This is a genomic window from Frankia sp. Hr75.2, assembly GCF_949319125.1.
In the GTDB taxonomy this organism is placed as follows: domain Bacteria; phylum Actinomycetota; class Actinomycetes; order Frankiales; family Frankiaceae; genus Parafrankia; species Parafrankia soli.
On sequence record NZ_CASGGV010000289.1, the window covers coordinates 1 to 15804 of the forward strand.

Annotated in this window: 13 protein-coding genes; 5 read left to right on the plus strand and 8 right to left on the minus strand. The window is 70.5% G+C overall.

What is annotated here, in order from left to right:
- Positions 1-440: 440 nt before the first annotated feature.
- Entirely contained in the window at positions 441-587 is a 147-nt protein-coding gene (locus AC559T_RS21030) for a hypothetical protein (RefSeq protein ID WP_498869813.1), read from the minus strand.
- A 259-nt stretch (positions 588-846) separates the two neighbouring features.
- Here AC559T_RS21030 and AC559T_RS21035 point away from each other — a divergent pair, with 259 nt between their 5' ends.
- Genes AC559T_RS21035 through AC559T_RS21045 form a run of 3 tightly spaced genes read left to right on the plus strand, consistent with a single transcriptional unit; the run spans position 847 to position 1459 of the window.
- The gene (locus tag AC559T_RS21035; protein WP_498869814.1) at positions 847-1071 is read left to right on the plus strand and encodes a hypothetical protein; all 225 of its coding nucleotides are present in this window, start codon (positions 847-849) and stop codon (positions 1069-1071) included.
- On the plus strand, positions 1068-1289 hold the full coding sequence (locus AC559T_RS21040; protein ID WP_498869815.1) for a hypothetical protein: 222 nt from the start codon (positions 1068-1070) through the stop codon (positions 1287-1289). Before AC559T_RS21035 ends, AC559T_RS21040 begins: the two co-directional genes overlap by 4 nt.
- On the plus strand, positions 1286-1459 hold the full coding sequence (locus AC559T_RS21045) for a hypothetical protein (protein WP_498869816.1): 174 nt from the start codon (positions 1286-1288) through the stop codon (positions 1457-1459). Before AC559T_RS21040 ends, AC559T_RS21045 begins: the two co-directional genes overlap by 4 nt.
- Positions 1460-1982: 523 nt before the next feature.
- Here the strand turns inward: AC559T_RS21045 and AC559T_RS21050 are convergent.
- From AC559T_RS21050 to AC559T_RS21080, 7 genes are all read right to left on the minus strand, one after another.
- The gene (locus tag AC559T_RS21050) at positions 1983-2390 is read right to left on the minus strand and encodes a hypothetical protein (protein ID WP_498869817.1); all 408 of its coding nucleotides are present in this window, start codon (positions 2388-2390) and stop codon (positions 1983-1985) included.
- A gap of 5 nt (positions 2391-2395) precedes the next feature.
- On the minus strand, positions 2396-4759 hold the full coding sequence (locus AC559T_RS21055) for a phage major capsid protein (RefSeq protein ID WP_498869818.1): 2364 nt from the start codon (positions 4757-4759) through the stop codon (positions 2396-2398).
- Positions 4760-5027: 268 nt separating this feature from the next.
- Entirely contained in the window at positions 5028-5213 is a 186-nt protein-coding gene (locus tag AC559T_RS21060) for a hypothetical protein (protein ID WP_498869819.1), read from the minus strand.
- Between the two features lie 91 nt (positions 5214-5304).
- Complete coding sequence (locus tag AC559T_RS21065) at positions 5305-7545, minus strand: DUF3987 domain-containing protein (protein WP_498869820.1); 2241 nt, start codon at positions 7543-7545, stop codon at positions 5305-5307.
- Positions 7542-7790: a hypothetical protein gene (locus AC559T_RS21070; RefSeq protein ID WP_498869821.1), complete on the minus strand. Its 249-nt coding sequence runs from the start codon at positions 7788-7790 to the stop codon at positions 7542-7544. The genes AC559T_RS21065 and AC559T_RS21070 overlap by 4 nt, the downstream gene beginning before the upstream one ends.
- A 218-nt stretch (positions 7791-8008) precedes the next feature.
- Positions 8009-8299: a hypothetical protein gene (locus AC559T_RS21075; protein ID WP_498869822.1), complete on the minus strand. Its 291-nt coding sequence runs from the start codon at positions 8297-8299 to the stop codon at positions 8009-8011.
- A 526-nt stretch (positions 8300-8825) separates the two neighbouring features.
- Positions 8826-9755, minus strand: coding sequence for a tyrosine-type recombinase/integrase (locus tag AC559T_RS21080; RefSeq protein WP_498869823.1), 930 nt, complete (start codon positions 9753-9755; stop codon positions 8826-8828).
- Between the two features lie 430 nt (positions 9756-10185).
- Between AC559T_RS21080 and AC559T_RS21085 the strand changes: the two genes are divergently transcribed.
- The gene (locus AC559T_RS21085; protein ID WP_498869824.1) at positions 10186-11760 is read left to right on the plus strand and encodes a pyridoxal phosphate-dependent decarboxylase family protein; all 1575 of its coding nucleotides are present in this window, start codon (positions 10186-10188) and stop codon (positions 11758-11760) included.
- 405 nt (positions 11761-12165) lie between these two features.
- Complete coding sequence (gene dnaE, locus AC559T_RS21090) at positions 12166-15702, plus strand: DNA polymerase III subunit alpha (protein ID WP_131626678.1); 3537 nt, start codon at positions 12166-12168, stop codon at positions 15700-15702.
- The last annotated feature ends 102 nt before the right edge of the window (positions 15703-15804 follow it).

Below are 15804 nucleotides of genomic sequence, written 5' to 3' on the forward strand. Positions count from 1 at the left end.
ACTCCCCCGCGCGGGGAGGACTCCCCCGGGGTCGGAGCGATCTTGGGGCTGACCCCAAGATCACGCTTCCAGGGTCCTGGAAGCGTCGCACCTGGGTACGACGGGGGTGCGACGGGCCCGCGACGCGTCGCACCCGGCGTCGCACCCGAACCCGCTGCGGCGTCGAGGATGTCGCACCGTCGCACCCTGCGGCAGGTGTTCAGAATCGAACGCCTGAGACCCGCTATAGACCCGCTGTAGACCCGCTACAAGGCCGCTGTGGGTAGCGGCTGGCCGAGCGCGACAGCGGCCCGTACAGCAGCTCCGAGCTGGGCAGTAGCGGGTTCAGCGGGTCCGGCGTAGCAGGTCGGGAAGTGTCCGGCCCCAGCGCGGGCGGCGGTCAGGCTTCCAGGACCCTGGAAGCGTGATCTTCGGGGGTCCGGCCCCAGCGCGGGCGGCGGTCAGGTCTCGTCGCGCCAACCCTTACGGTTCGCGTCCAACCACGCCTCGACCTCGGAGCGCAGCCACAGGCGGACGTTGCGGCGGTCGACGATCGGATCGGGGAAGCCCTTCCGTCCGGCGACCACCTGCGCATAGGAGCGTGCCACCCGTTCACCGCGGCGGGTCGTCCTGCCGAGCAGGTCGCGGAGTTGATCGATATCAACCGCGTCTTCAAGGTCCCCAACCGTGACGGATTCGTCACGGGGTCGGCGGGCCACGCGGCGAAACGTAGGAGCGTCCAGCAGACATCGCCGGGCGGACTGTCCACCTGCCCTATAGCGCGCTACCCTGCCCCGAATAGGCGAGCCCCACCGGCCTGTCCGCCGGCGGGGCTCTTGTGGCCGACCCTGCTTGGAGGACCGACCCGTGACCACAGCATGCCCTGACGACGCCCCCGCCGCCCCTGCGCCGCGGCCCGGCATGAACGTCCGCACCGACGATGACGGCGCTTCCGTCGCCGACATCGAGCTGGGTATCACCGCGGCCGACCTCAGTAGCGGCCTGGCCCTGCGCGTGCCGGCGGAGTCCCGGCTCGTCCGCATCGGCGGGACGAAGCGGAAGCCGACGCTCGTGTTCCAGTCGCAACGGTGAGCGCCCACCTGCACCTCGACGAGGCCCGGCACCGCGCGGCGGCCGTGCTGGACCGACCGGCCATCCTCGTCGGCCTGTTGCTGCTCGACGAGGCCGGCGAGCCGGCCGGGCTGGTGAGCCCGTTCGGGTCGGAGACGGCGGCCCGGCAGTGGGCGGCCTCGAGCGGCATCACGGCCTACCGGGTGCTCCCGGCCCAGCTTCCCCGGGCCCCGGTGTGACCGACGAGATCGACCTCGAGTTCCCCTCCGGTACGACGCGCGAGGAGCTGCTCGCCGCGGTCGCCGATCAGGTGCCGGCGGGGTGGGTGATCACCCATGCGGTGACGTACTACGGCGACCAGATGGACACGGAGCTCTCGTTCGAACCCGCCCCGCCGGCGGGGGGCTGAACGACCGGCGTAGCGGCCCGCAACCTTCGGGGGGTGTGGGCCGCTCGTCGAGCCGAGGCCGACCACCCGGAGTGACGTAACAGGGGGTCACATCGGCCGAGTTGATCTCAACTACACCGAGTGACTACTACTCTGAGTAGCAGCCCTCATGATCGTCTCTGTCATCACCGTGAGCGACGTCCGTCACCCTGTGTCACGTACATGAGGGAAGAAGCATAGGGATGGGTCATGATCTGGGCCTCAGACGGAACTGGCCCCCCGGGGTGGGGGCAGGCCCCCTCCGAGCTCGCCTCGTCCTGCGATGTCAGCTCAGCGTGATCGATAGACACATGGTGTGACGAATACTGTTCACGCACTGTGACACAAGCATGATCAACCATCATCACACTGAGTCATTCTCACAATGTGTGACATGGGGTCGGGGCGGCAGGGGTGGGTACCCCTGCCCTACCTCTCACCCACTCGTAGCCCCGTGAACAACGGCGGTGCGCCCGACCAGAGAGGGGGTCGGGCGCACCGCCGGTCACTGGCTCGCGGGCGGGAGGGCGGCCGCGCGCGCGAACCAGGTCATGGCCTCGCTGCCCGGCTCGGGCAGTGAGGGGTCAGGCAGGGTCTCGGGTGGCTGGACCACAGCAGGGTGACCGGCGACGGCCCACAGGGACATCTCGAATCCCCACGCCATCCAGACCATCCAGGCGGCCACGATCCCGGCCGCCTCGGCGTCACACTCGGGTGCCAGCGCCGAGGCGACAGCGTCCCGTACAGCCCCGTCCTGGGCATCGTTGATGGCGCACAGCAGCGCCACCACGCGGGCGGGGGTGTCCGTCTCGGCCGAGACGATGGATGCCCGCTCCAGCGTGGACACGTCGGCGGCATCGACGAGGGTCGACCACACCGACGGCCACGCCACGGCCTCCAGGAGCGCGCTCACGGCCGTCAGCCCTGGCCTCGGTACGCGGAACGGTGGTCGAGCCAGGTTCCGGAGTAGGCGTGGCGGATCTTCCACGTGAGGATGTCCGCGTTGAACATGCTGCCCACCGTCGGGTCGGACTGGGTGAACAGCTCCGGGGCGTCGCTGGAGTTCACGAATCCCAGCTCCAGCGTGGGCGCCTGCCGCGGGTCCGCGATCAGGAACCAGTCGTTCACGTCGGTGTAGTAGTCGACCACGATCACCTCCAGCCCGCGGTGCAGGTTCGGGATGTCGGACGGCCCCTCACTGCCCCCGCCCGGGATCGCCACCACCGACGTGGAGAGCTGGTACGCCAGCGGCTCCAGATCGGACGGCACGACCAGGAACCGCGGGACGAGGGAGAGCAGGTCCTCGGCGTCGCCGTAGGCGGCCTGGCGGCGCATGGCCTTACGGGCGGCGTCCAGCGCGCTCTGAGACAGCGCGGCCGACGTCGCGGTGTTCGCGTGGGTGGCGTGGAACAGCGCCACCGAGTCGTACGTCATCGTGACGTTCGACGAGAGCATGTTGAACACGAACCGGTACAGCGTCAGCGCGGCCGACCGACCCAGACGCATCGGGATGCGCCGGATGGCGTCCATGTCGTCGTTCTTGATCATTTCCCACGTGAGGTCCTCGGTACCGCCCTTCTTCACCGCGGTGTACGTGGCCTGCTCGTCGGGAGGGGACGTCAGCGGCTGGTACGGCGCGGCCTCGTTCACCGTGGGCAGCAGGCCGTACCCGCCGAAGCGGGTCCGCTTCTGCTCCCGGAAGTCGATCCCGGTCGACACCGACGAGGCGAAGCGCACCCAGTCGCGCCACTGCGGAATGGCGTTGTACTCGGCGATCATCCGGCGCGTCACGCTGTCACCGAGGACCTGCGCCCACGATGTGGAGTCCATCGACTCCATCGACCGGGCGCTGTCGTACCGGCCGGCGTCGGTGAGCACCATCCGGGAGACGTCCTGCCCGGACAGGAAGTCCAGCTTCGGCCGCGCGATGTCGAGGTAGGCCTCGGTCAGCGACCGGTACCCCACGGTTGACCTGCTCGGTGAGGTCTCCCAGAACGCATCGAGCGCAGACGTCTTCCTGTCGCGCTCGTCGGTTGTCACGGTTGCTCCGGCCACGGGGCCGACTCCCTCCGGTATGGCTTCCACGGCCGCCCTGGCGGTGTGGACGAGGTCGATCCGGGCCGAGAGTTCGGCCTCGGTGAAGTGCTCCGGCAACGCCTCGGCGACGGCGCCGGCGAGCCCGGCGGGCAGGCCGCGCGCAGCCACCTCCCGCTCGATGACGTCGCGCCCCCGGGCGGTCGTCTGGTCGTGCCTCACGAGTTCGGCGTCGAGGGCCAGGCCCCCGGCGACGGCGCGCACCGCCCGGCCCCCAGCCGCAGGCACCGCGACTACGTCCACGGAGTTCACTCCGACGATGGCGGCGGCCTCGGTGGTCCCCGGGGAGAACCGCGCCATCACGTCGTGCGAGATGCCCACGAACGGCGCCTCACGGCCGGCGGCGGCCAGCGACAGCGCCACGTCGAACGCCTCGGCCACCCGGCCGGCGGACGGCAGCAGATGGAGGTCGGCCTCCAGCCCGGCCGGCGTCGCCTCCACAGCACCGAGGTAGCCGACCAGACCCCCGATCGCGGACGAGCGGAGCGCGGACTCGTCGCGGTGCCCGTCATAGACCTGGGCGCCCTCATAGAGCCCCACGGCCGTGTGCAGCACGTCGAGGGGGTAGGAGCGGCCGTTACGGGACTCCCCGGCCCGGATCACCTCGATCCGGAACACCCGGCCCCCGTCAGCCCCGGTCTCCCGGGCCTCCAGCACGCGGCCGGCGACGGTGTCCGCCACGGCCTCCACAGCACGATCGGCGACCGTCACGGCGCCGCCCTCCTTCGTCTTGGTCCTCGGTGCGCGCCGCACATAGTCGATCTTCTGATCGGCGGCCGGCGGCGCCCCGGACGGACGCCGCACGTAATCGATCTTTCGGGGCCCGGTCTTCTTCCCGGTCCGCCCGGCCTTCCCAGGCCACTCGCCGCGGGCGTCGTGGTACAGGGAGGCGCAGTAGCCCTTGACGTTGGTGAGCCCGGTCCGGGCACCCGTCCCGGACACCTCGGCCACACACCGGGTGAACGCGCCGTTCGTGTGCCAGCGGATACGGCGCGCCCCCGGGCCCGTCAGCCAGTACCGCCGGAGTTCGTTCTCGTTCCCGTCCCCACCGGCCTCGGTGACGCCCTGGCGGTCCTCGGCGAGCGTGAACAGCACGGCGGCGGCATCGAGGTCGTCGGCGTCGAGCGCGGCAAACAGCGCCTCACGCTCGCCAGCGGTCAGCACCGCCGTCAGATCCTGGTCCGTCATCCGTCCACCCTCAGTTGCCCCGAGTCAAGATTACTGCCAGTAATGGGCTCATGGTGTGGAAAGATGGGCCCTGACCTGGTCCGGTCCAGCGGCCCCGCGGTGTCTCCCCGCGGGGCCGCTGTCATGTCCGGACCCGTCAGGCCGAGCGCGGCCAGGACCTCGAGCCGCTCCACGGGATCGCACACGTACCGACGCACGGTGGCCGCGGCCCGGAGTGCTACCGGCCGGGAAACGCTCGTCGCGTCCTGGCCGTAGCTGGGCGGGCCGCTCACGCCGCGGTCCGCTCGACCTCGACGGGCACCGCGGCGTCGAGCAGCGCTCCGTGGTGCTGACCTCCACACCGGCACGTGCACCCGCGGGGCGGGCCGACTGCGAGCAGGCACAGCTGGGAGCACTGGGCGGCGTCGATCAACTGGCGTGCGGTCGGCGGGGCGTGGGGTGCCACAGAAACCACGCAAGCCACGGAATCGGGGTGGGGGGTCGTCATCGGGTGGTCCTCTCGTCGCCACAGAAACCACGCAAGCCACGGAAAGGCGCGGGCGCGGTCATGCGACCCGTCCCGGGCGCTGGGTTTCTGTGTGTTCCGTGGTTTGTGTGGCGGGGTGGAGCGCCTTGGGGTGCACGGCGTAGGTGGCCGAGCGGGGGCGTCCGCGGCGGCCGGCCGGTGCCTCGCGCAGCGGGCTGAGGTAGCCGTGGTGCTCGAGCAGGCCGATCGGTTCGTCGAGGTCGGCGGCCTTGGGGAACCGGGAGCGGGACGCGGCGACGTGCAGGTCCCGGACGGAGACCAGCGGCTTGCCCAGGCGCTGAAGGACTCCGAGCAGGTACCGGGCGGCCTCGGTGGCTGGGTCCTGCCGCATCCGGGTGAACGCGGCGAGCGTGTGAGCGGTGTAGAACTCGCCCAGCGCGATAGCTCGCCGCGCGGTCTCCGCGGGGATCAGCAGGTCCTTGCCGACCGCGTCAGGGTGGTCTGCGATGTGCAGCAGGCCAGCGATACGGACCGTGGCCCCGACGAGCTTGCCGCCCCATTCCCGGGCGCCGCCCCCAAGGTCGCCGGTCGGGCGGAGACGGACCTCGACGTCGCGTTCGTAGTCGAGCATCACCGCGCGGGCGGCCTCGTCGAAGGTGAGCTCGACGAGCTCGGGGGTCTCGGCCAGCGTGACCGCGAGGCGGCGCAACTTGCCGGTGTAGTCGGCGGCGACCGACTCGGCGACGCACGGAGCACCGATCTCGCGCCACCCGACCATGTCCCGGGGCAGGCAGTACAGGAACCGGGCGAGCAGGCCACTGCGGTGCAGGACGGTGTTCGTCGCGACCTCGGCCAGCACACCGGGCTGGATCATCACCGAGACCGTGAGCGCCGGCCGCTCGATGACCTCGGGCGGGCGGCCCACCCGGTTGACGGTCTTCGCGTCCCCGGCGTGGCCTTTGAGGTACAGGTCCAGGTTGGGTGTGCCGTTGGAGTACCGGCCGCCGATCATGTCGAAGATGCCGCCCTCGGCGGAGAGCACCGCGATCCGGTCGCCGTTGCGCAGCATCAGCGTGGCCAGCGCCTCGGGGGTGGCGTCGTCCGCAACCAGCTGGGGCGGATCGGGGACGACGATCGTCTCGGCGTGCTGGGTGGCGTCGATGGCCTCGGCCGTGAGCGTGGCGCGCTTGGAAGCGTCTTTCTCCTTGCCGGCCGCGTTCTTCGCCGTGGTCGCGTACTGCTCGGCGACCTCCCGCTGAGTCAGCGCCTCCAAGCGCATGTTCACCCGGTACTCGTCCTGGCTGAGTTCCTTCTCCGCCAGGACGAGCGGGCGGGTCATCGCGTCGTGCACCGCGCTCTTGCGCTGCGCCGGATCGGCGATCCCGACCATGTACAGGTTGGTCTGCTCCCGCCACCCCCCGCGCACCGTCACGACCGCCCGGCCGCCGGCGGCGGTCGACAACGCGCCCAGGGCGGATGTGCCGGCCATGGCCGGGTCGGTCTGGGTGAACCGGGCGACTCCCGCCACCTGCTCGGCCACCCACCCGGGCAGTTGCTCGACCGGGAACGGCGGGAGGGCGGTGTGGGCGTCGAGTGGGATCGGGTCCGGGTCGAGGTCGGGTTCCTGGGCCAGGGCGAGGAAGTCGGCGGCGGTGTGCCCGGCGGCGAAGTAGTCGTCCGCCCCGACCTTCATCCCGGGGGTGTCCTCGGGGAACAGCACGTGCTCGACCCGGGCGCCCTTGGACGTCAGGTACCGCGTCAGCCCGACGAGCTCGGCCTGTACCTGCTCCTTGACCATCACGTCGGAGTCGAACGCGACGATGACCCGCCGGTCGCGCCACTCGATGTCGCGGAAGTCCTCGAGCGGCATCCCGCCGGAGCGCCACGCGGACACCCCCAGCAGGGCGACGGCCACCAGGCCCCGGGAGACGAGCGCGTCGGCCTTGATGGGCCCCTCGGTGATGACCAGTGCCGACCGGGCGGAGCGCAGTTGCGGCGCCGCCCACGGCGGTACGTCGAGGTACACCCGAGACCCGGGAACGTTCTCGTACTTCACGGCCCGGACCCGGCCGTGGTCGTCGGTCAGCTCCCGCGGGTCGTCCGGCCGGTACTGATGTCCGACCACCACACCGGCGGTGTTCCACCCCGGGATCAGCAGGCCCGGAACCGAGCACTGCACCGCGGCGAACCCGAGGTCGGTCAGCCGCTTCTTGATGTCCACCGACACATACCCGCGGGCAGCCGCGGTCGTCGGGTCGACCGCGGACGACCGCAGCTTCGCCGCGTGCTGGGGGAACAGACCCAACCCGTACTCCGTCACCAGCCCACCCCGCGCTCCGCGAGAATGCCGTTGACCATGAGGTGCGTGTCATCGCTGGGGTGGGCCCAGACGATGTCCCGCAGGACCCACGTCGGCCAGGTCGCCAGGACGGAACGCCGGTGCGCGGCGTAGGTGGTGGCCGAGATGGCGTCGCCGATCAGGCTGTCGATCCGCCACTCGAGCGGGACTTCCTCGTCGCCGTCCGCCGGGACAACGGCACCGGCGCACGCGGCGCAGCCGAGCACCGGGTTATCGTGATGAGCGTCGTCGCTGCCCGCGAGATGTCTGCCGTCCAGTTCCCAGGCTGGGCGGCTTTCTCGTTTCGGGGGCGGGTCGCCCGATGGCGTCCGGGCGCGCGAGAATGGCACGGGTCGTCGACCTCCTGGTAGAGCAGGCGGTTGGTGATCAAGGGCCCGTTCCGGGGTTGCACCCCCGGGCGGGCCCGTTCTGTTGTCGGCCACAGCTACGCGGCCTCGGTGGTGGGCGTGGTGGCGCTCTTACGCGCCGCGCGCGTCGTCCGGCTCTTGCGGGCGAGCATCTGCATGTGGGCCTTGAGCGCGGACTCGGCGAGCCGGGCGCGCTCGTCGGGCGGCAGCTTGCCGTCCGGGTCGACCTGCTTCTCGAACCGAGCGAGGAAGGCGTTTCGGGCCGGCGCAGTAGCGGCGGAACGCTCCCGCTCGGGAGTCCGCGACCAGCGCAGGTTGGCGCCGTAGCGACCGACGAGGGAACGGTCTTCAGGCGAGGGGATCGACACGGGGGCTCCGTGGGCAGCAGAAGAACGCCTCCCGCCGAGGAGGCACCACCCACACGCCCTAAACGGCCCCGCGTGACAGACCGGCGCAATGCGCTACTGGTGCTCAGCATACGTACCGCTCTGGCCTATAGCGGTACACGGGATGTGGTCCCGAGGGGGACCACACGAAGGGCGGCCGTGATCCGTTCCTCTCGGACCTGGACATGCCTTCCGCATGACTGGCACCGAAGGTGGTGCTTTCGGTCGTCCCAGTCCCACTCGTCCGGGTCGCCGGACATGTCGAAGGTCGTCTCCGGTACTCCTACGATCTCCCGCGCTGTCACCGCACCGCGCTTCCAGCCCCACGGGACAGGTAGGGGCCGCAGGCCCAGGTCTGTCCCAGGGCCCAGCACGTATCTCGCGAGCCGGTGATCGCGCCCGACCTCACGGCAGCCGCGGCAGACGATGTCGATGCCGCGGTAGTCAGCTGGGACTCCCCGTCCGACCTTCCATGGGTCCTCGGCGCCGTCCGCCTTCCTGCGGCGACTCACAGCCGGTCCCCCAGGGCCAGGCGCCCGGCGGACTCGCGCGCCCGTTCCTCGGCCGTCGAGCGGGCGTAGCGGGTGAGCATCTGCCGGGAGCGCCACCCGGCGTTGTGCATCAGGTCCGTCTCGTTCCCGCCGGCGGCGAGGAAGTAGTGGGCCCACGAGTGCCGGAGCTGGTGAGGGTGGACGTCGAGTCCGACGGTCTTGGCTCGGCGGACGATCATTTGGTAGACACCGTCCGCGGTCATCGGGCCGCGCCCGGACTCCGCCAGCCACCACGCGGGCAGGGCGGCCGTCCGTTCCTTGGCGCGGGCCCGGGAGTAGCGGTCCATGGCGACGGCCGTCTTGGCGCCGTAGCGGACCATGCGCGGCCGGCGGCCCTTGCCGACCACGGTCACCACCCGGCCGTCGAGGTCGACGTCGTCCACGGTGATGCTGGCCAGCTCCGAGCGGCGCAGCCCGGTGTCGAGGAACAGCCGGACGGCCGCGGCGTCGCGCCGGTCCTTGAAGGTCCGGCCGTTCAGGCTTGCGAGCAGGGTCCGGATGTCCTCCTCGCCGACCACCGGCACCGGCCGCTCCGGGACGGTGGGCGACTTCATCCGCTCCGTGGGCGAGCGGTCGATCTCCTCCTCATCGACGCACCAGGCGAAGAACTGCTGTACGGCCCGGTAGCGGCTGGACACGGTGGCGGGAGACATCCCGCGGTCGCGCAGGCTGATGATCCAGTCCTCGATGTCCGCGCGGGTCACTTCGGTGGCGGTGCGCGCAGGGCGGCTGTCAAGGAATTCGTCGAGCTGGGCGGCACCTTCTACATAGACCTTGCAGGTCTGGTTGCTCTTGTCTCCGGCGCGTAGCGAGCGCAGCCAGGACGGGATCAGGGCGCCGATGGTCCCCTGCGCACGTCCGGCCGCCCGATCTTCGGGGGTAGGCACGTGCCGGAACTTATCCGTTGACGTAGCGGTATGGCAAGGCTATGGTCGGGCCATCAACTTAATAACCCCTGGTAGACAGCGGTTTTCAGCCACCTAGCGATCACTGGCGTGACCCGATACCAAAACGGTATCGAGTGGACCCACATCCTTACGCACCAGGTGTCTGCGGTCACAGTGATCCCGACCCGCCCCCGGCGCCGGGTCCGATGTGCTCGCTCCGGACGTCCCGTGCCACTCACAGCCACCACCAGCACGGACGATTGGCCGGCCGCGTGGCGCCGGCCTCCAGTCGGGAGGGTCACGCCGGCGCGCGGGTGGGCCCGGATGTCCGGCATTCTCGGGACACAGCTCGCGGACGGGCCGGAACGGCCGACGGGAAGCAGGCGGCTCGGCGGCCGGCGCGGACCGTCCAGGACTGGAGGGGTGACCGGTGGCGGGAGGCCGACTCGACGGCACAGACACGCTGGACGGCACGGACACACCGGATGGCACGGACACACTCGGCGGCACGGACACCCCGAACGGCGCGCAGACTTCGACAGCCCAGGCCGCGCAGGTCCGGGCGGCGACGGTCCGGGCCTTCGAGCATGTCGCGGGGTACCTGGACGGCCTGCGGGAGCGCCCCGTCGCCCCGGCCTCGGGATACGAGAAGATCCGCGCCCAGCTCGGCGGGCCGCTGCCGGCCGGGCCCTGCGATCCCGTCGAGGTCGTCGACACGCTCGCCGCCGCGGCGGCCGACGGGCTCACCGCCACCGGGTCGCCCCGCTTCTTCGGGTACGTGATCGGCGGGATCGTGCCCGCGGCGCTGGCCGCCGACGTGATGGCCGTCGCCTGGGACCAGAACGCGGGCCTGTCCAGCCTGGCCCCGGCGGCTGCCGCCGCCGAGTCGGTGGCCGGGTCGTGGGTCAAGGAGCTGCTCGGGCTGCCCGCGTCCGCCTCGGTCGGAATCACCACCGGCACGCAGATGGCGCACGTGACCGCGCTGGGCGCCGCACGGCACCGGGTGCTGGCCCGCCACGGTTGGGATGTGGAGGCCGACGGCCTGCACGGGGCCCCGCCGGTGCGCGTTCTCGTGGGCGCCGACCGGCACACCACGGTGGATGTCGCGCTGCGCCTGCTGGGGTTCGGCACCCGCCGGCTGACGGTGGTGGCCGCGGACGAGGCGGGGCGGATGCGGCCCGACGCGCTGCGCGCGGCGCTCGCGGACGGGTCCGGCCCGGCGATCGTGGTGGCCCAGGCCGGCGAGATCAACACCGGCGCCTTCGACCCGCTCGCGGAGATCTGCGCGATCGGCCACGAGCACGGGGCGTGGGTGCATGTGGACGGCGCCTTCGGGCTGTGGGCGGCCGTGTCCGCGTCGGCCCGGCGCCGGGACCTGGTCGCGGGGATGGCGGCTGCCGACTCCTGGGCCACGGACGGGCACAAGTGGCTCAACGTGGCCTACGACTGCGGGATCGCGATCGTCGCCGACGATCGGGCGCACCGGGCGGCGATGTCCACCCGGGCGGACTACCTCGTCCACGCCACGGACGGCGAGCTCGACCCCCTGGAGTGGACGCCGGAGTTCAGCCGGCGGGCCCGCGGGTTCGCCCTGTACGCCGCGCTGCGCTCGCTCGGGCGGTCGGGCCTGACCGAGCTGGTCGACCGCTGCTGCGCGCACGCGCGGCGCTTCGCCGTGTCCCTTGCCGCGCTGGACGGCGTCGCGGTGCTCAACGAGGTCGAGCTCAACCAGGTGCTGGTGCGGGTGGACGACGACGACGCGACGACTGCCGCGACCACGGATCTGGTGGTCGCGGGCGGGGAGGCGTTCGTGTCGGGCACGGTGTGGCGCGGCCGGGTGGCGATGCGGGTCTCGGTCTGCAACTGGATGACGACCGAGGCCGACGTCGACCGGGCGGTGGCCGCGGTGGCGGCCGCCGCCACCGCGGCCCGCGCCGGCAACCGCCCCCGCGCCGCCGCCGCCCACACGACCAGCCATCCTCGCACGGGCTCGGCAGGCGGGTAGCCCGACTCGGCCCGACCAGCGCCGCACCGTCCTCGGTGCAGTCCGATGCGCAGTCCTGCGTGTAGTCCTGCGTGTAGTCCGATGAAGGGCCGGCGGGTGTGCGACGGCCTGTTTGCGTGCCCCCGGGCGGGACACGTCGGCATCTTCCCGAAGTCCGTCCAGCGGGCCGGGTTAGGCTGCTGGGAAGACGCCGGACGACGACCGACACCCCACACGGACACCGAGAGACACAATGCCGTCACCGTCACCCCGAGAATCAACCTGAGGACAATTGAACGAGGGAACTACCTAAATCTCGTCACACGTTTCTCAGCGCGTCACCGAACACCCTGAGCCACCGCCCCAGTACCGCCTCCCACAGAGCATCGACCGGCGTGCCCTCCGCGCGCGGGAAGGTCCGACGACATGCCGAACTCTTTCGTCCACCTTCACGTTCACACCGAGTACTCGATGCTCGACGGTGCGGCACGACTCAAGGACATGTTCAACGAGGTCTCGCAGCAGGGCATGCCCGCCGTGGCGATCACCGACCACGGCTACATGTACGGGGCGTACGACTTCTACAAGCAGGCGACCGCGGCTGGCGTGAAACCGATCATCGGCTGCGAGGCGTACGTCGCGCCGGAATCACGGCTGCTCAAGCAGCGCGTCCGCTGGGGCGAGCCGCACCAGAAGAGCGACGACGTCTCCGGCGGTGGCTCCTACACCCACATGACGATATGGGCGCGGAACGCCGAAGGCCTGCACAACCTTTTCCGGCTCAATTCCCGGGCATCCATCGAGGGCCATTACATCAAGTGGCCGCGCATGGATCAGGAGATCATCACCGAACACGCCGCGGGCCTGATGGCGACGACCGGATGCCCCTCCGGAGAGGTCCAGACCAGGCTGCGGCTCGGCCAGTACGACGCCGCGCTGAAGGCCGCCGCGACCTACCAGGAGATCTTCGGCCGCGACAACTACTACTGCGAGATCATGGACCACGGCATCGAGATCGAGCGCCGGGTCCGTGACGGGCTGGTCGACATCGCCCGCGCGCTCGACATGCGCTTCGTGGTCACCAACGACTCGCACTACACCTACGAGGCCGAGCGGACGACCCACGCCGCGCTGCTGTGCGTCCAGACCGCGTCGACGGTGGCGAACCCGGCCTTCCAGTTCGAGGGCTCGGGCTACTTCCTGAAGAGCGCCGAGCAGATGTACGCGATCGACACGTCCGACGCCTGGCAGCAGGGCTGCGAGACGACACTGATGATCGCCGAGCGGGTCGACCCGGCCGGCATGTTCACCAAGCAGAACCTGATGCCGCGCTTCCCCGTCCCCGACGGGGAGACCGACGAGTCGTGGTTCCGCAAGGAGACCTGGGCGGGCATGGCCCGGCGGTTCCCCGACGGGTTCGACGAGGAGCACCGCGCCCGGGTCGAGTACGAGCTCGGGGTCATCCTCGCGATGGGCTTCCCGTCCTACTTCCTGGTGGTCGCGGACTTCATCATGTGGGCGAAGAGCCAGGGAATCCCGGTCGGCCCCGGGCGCGGGAGCGCGGCGGGCTCCATGGTCGCCTTCGCCCTGGGCATCACCGACCTCGACCCCATCCCGCACAGCCTGCTGTTCGAGCGGTTCCTCAACCCCGACCGCGTCTCGATGCCGGACATCGACATCGACTTCGACGAACGTCGGCGCGGCGACGTGATCCGCTACGTCACCGAGAAATGGGGCGACGACCGCATCGCCCAGATCGTCACCTACGGCACCATCAAGGCGAAGGCCGCCATCAAGGACTCCTCCCGGGTCCTCGGCTACCCCTACGCGGTGGGCGACCGGATCACCAAGGCGATGCCGCCGGCCGTCATGGGCAAGGACATCCCGCTCGGCGGGATCTTCGATCCCAAGCACCCCCGCTACAGCGAGGCCGGCGAGATCCGGGGTCTCTACGAGTCCGACGCGGACGTCCGCAAGGTCATCGACACGGCGAAGGGCCTGGAGGGGCTCATCCGCCAGGCGGGCGTGCACGCCGCCGGTGTGATCATGTCGGCTGAACCGATCATCGACCACATCCCGGTGTGGCGCCGCGACGCCGACGGCGCGATCATCACGCAGTTCGACTACCCGACCTGCGAGAACCTCGGCCTGCTGAAGATGGACTTCCTCGGCCTGCGCAACCTCACCGTGATGGACGACGCGGTGCGCAACGTGGAGGCGAACCGCGGCTTCAAGATCGATCTGATGGCTCTGGAGCTCAACGACACCGCGTCCTACGAGCTGCTCGCCCGCGGCGACACCCTCGGGGTGTTCCAGCTCGACGGCGGGCCGATGCGCTCACTGCTGCGGATGATGCGCCCGGACAACTTCGAGGACATCTCCGCCGTCCTCGCGTTGTACCGGCCGGGGCCGATGGGCGCCAACTCGCACATCAACTACGCGCTGCGCAAGAACGGCCAGCAGGAGATCACCCCGATCCATCCCGAGCTCGCCGAGCCGCTGGCCGACATCCTGGACACCACCCACGGCCTGATCGTGTACCAGGAGCAGGTCATGGCCATCGCGCAGAAGGTCGCCGGCTACACACTCGGCCAGGCCGACCTGCTGCGCCGCGCGATGGGCAAGAAGAAGAAGGAGATCCTCGACAAGGAGTTCGTGCCGTTCTCCGACGGCATGAAGGCCAGCGGATTCTCCGCGGCCGCCATCAAGACCCTGTGGGACATTCTCGTCCCCTTCTCCGACTACGCCTTCAACAAGGCACACACCGCCGGCTACGGCCTGGTCTCCTACTGGACGGCCTACCTCAAGGCGAACTTCCCGGCCGAGTACATGGCGGCGCTCCTGACCTCGGTACGCGACGACAAAGACAAAAGCGCGATCTATCTGAACGAGTGCCGGCGGATGGGAATCCGCGTCCTGCCGCCGGATGTGAACACCTCCGACGCCGACTACACCGCGCACGGCGACAACGAGATCAGGGTCGGCCTCGCCGCGATCCGCAACGTCGGCATCAACGTCGTCGAGTCGATCGTGCGCAACCGGAAGGCGAAGAGCCGGTTCACCTCGTTCCCCGACTTCCTCGACAAGGTCGACGCCGTCGCCTGCAACAAGCGCACGATCGAGTCGCTCATCAAGGCCGGTGCGTTCGACGCCCTCGGCCACACCCGCCGCGGCCTGGTGGAGAAGCACGAACAGGCCGTCGACGCGGTGATGGGCGTGAAGAAGAAGAACGCCGAGGGCCAGTTCGACCTCTTCGCCTTCGACGGCGAGGACGCCGAGGAGGACACCGCCCCCATCTTCGGCGTGCAGGAGTTCTCCGACCAGGAATGGGACAAGTCCGTACTGCTCTCCCACGAGCGGGAGATGCTCGGGCTCTACGTCTCGGACCATCCGCTGCTCGGGGTCGAGCACATCCTCGCCGCGAAGGCCGACTGTGGCATCGCCTCCCTCAACGGCGGCGACTACCCGGACGGCTCGGTCGTCACCATCGGCGGGATCATCTCCAGCCTGCAACGCAAGGTGACCAAGCAGGGGAAGCTGTGGGCCCTGGCCACCGTGGAGGACCTCGAGGGCGGCCTGGAGGTCATGTTCTTCCCGGCGACCTACGAGACCTGCTCGACCCAGCTCGCCGAGGACGCGGTCGTCATCGTCAAGGGGCGGGTCGACAAGCGGGAGGACACCCCTCGCCTGGTCGCCTCGGATCTGACCGTGCCCGACCTCAGCGAGCACTCCCTGAGCCCGCCGGTGGTGATCACTCTGCCGGCGTCGCGGGTCAACCCGCCCACCGTCGATCGGCTGCGCGAGGTGCTCGGTGACCACCCCGGCACCACCGAGGTCCACCTGCGCCTGCAGTCGGCGAGCCGCACGACCCTGCTCCGGCTCGACGACGCTTACAAGGTGCAGCGGACGGCCGCGCTGATGGGTGACCTCAAGGCCCTGCTGGGGGCCTCCGCCGTCGCCTGAACAAACCCCCGGCCGGGGCCCCTGCCTGGGGCTCCCGCCGCGGTCCGACGCCTGCCGTCGCCTCCTCCGCGCGACGCTGGCTGGTGGCCCATCACCGCGACA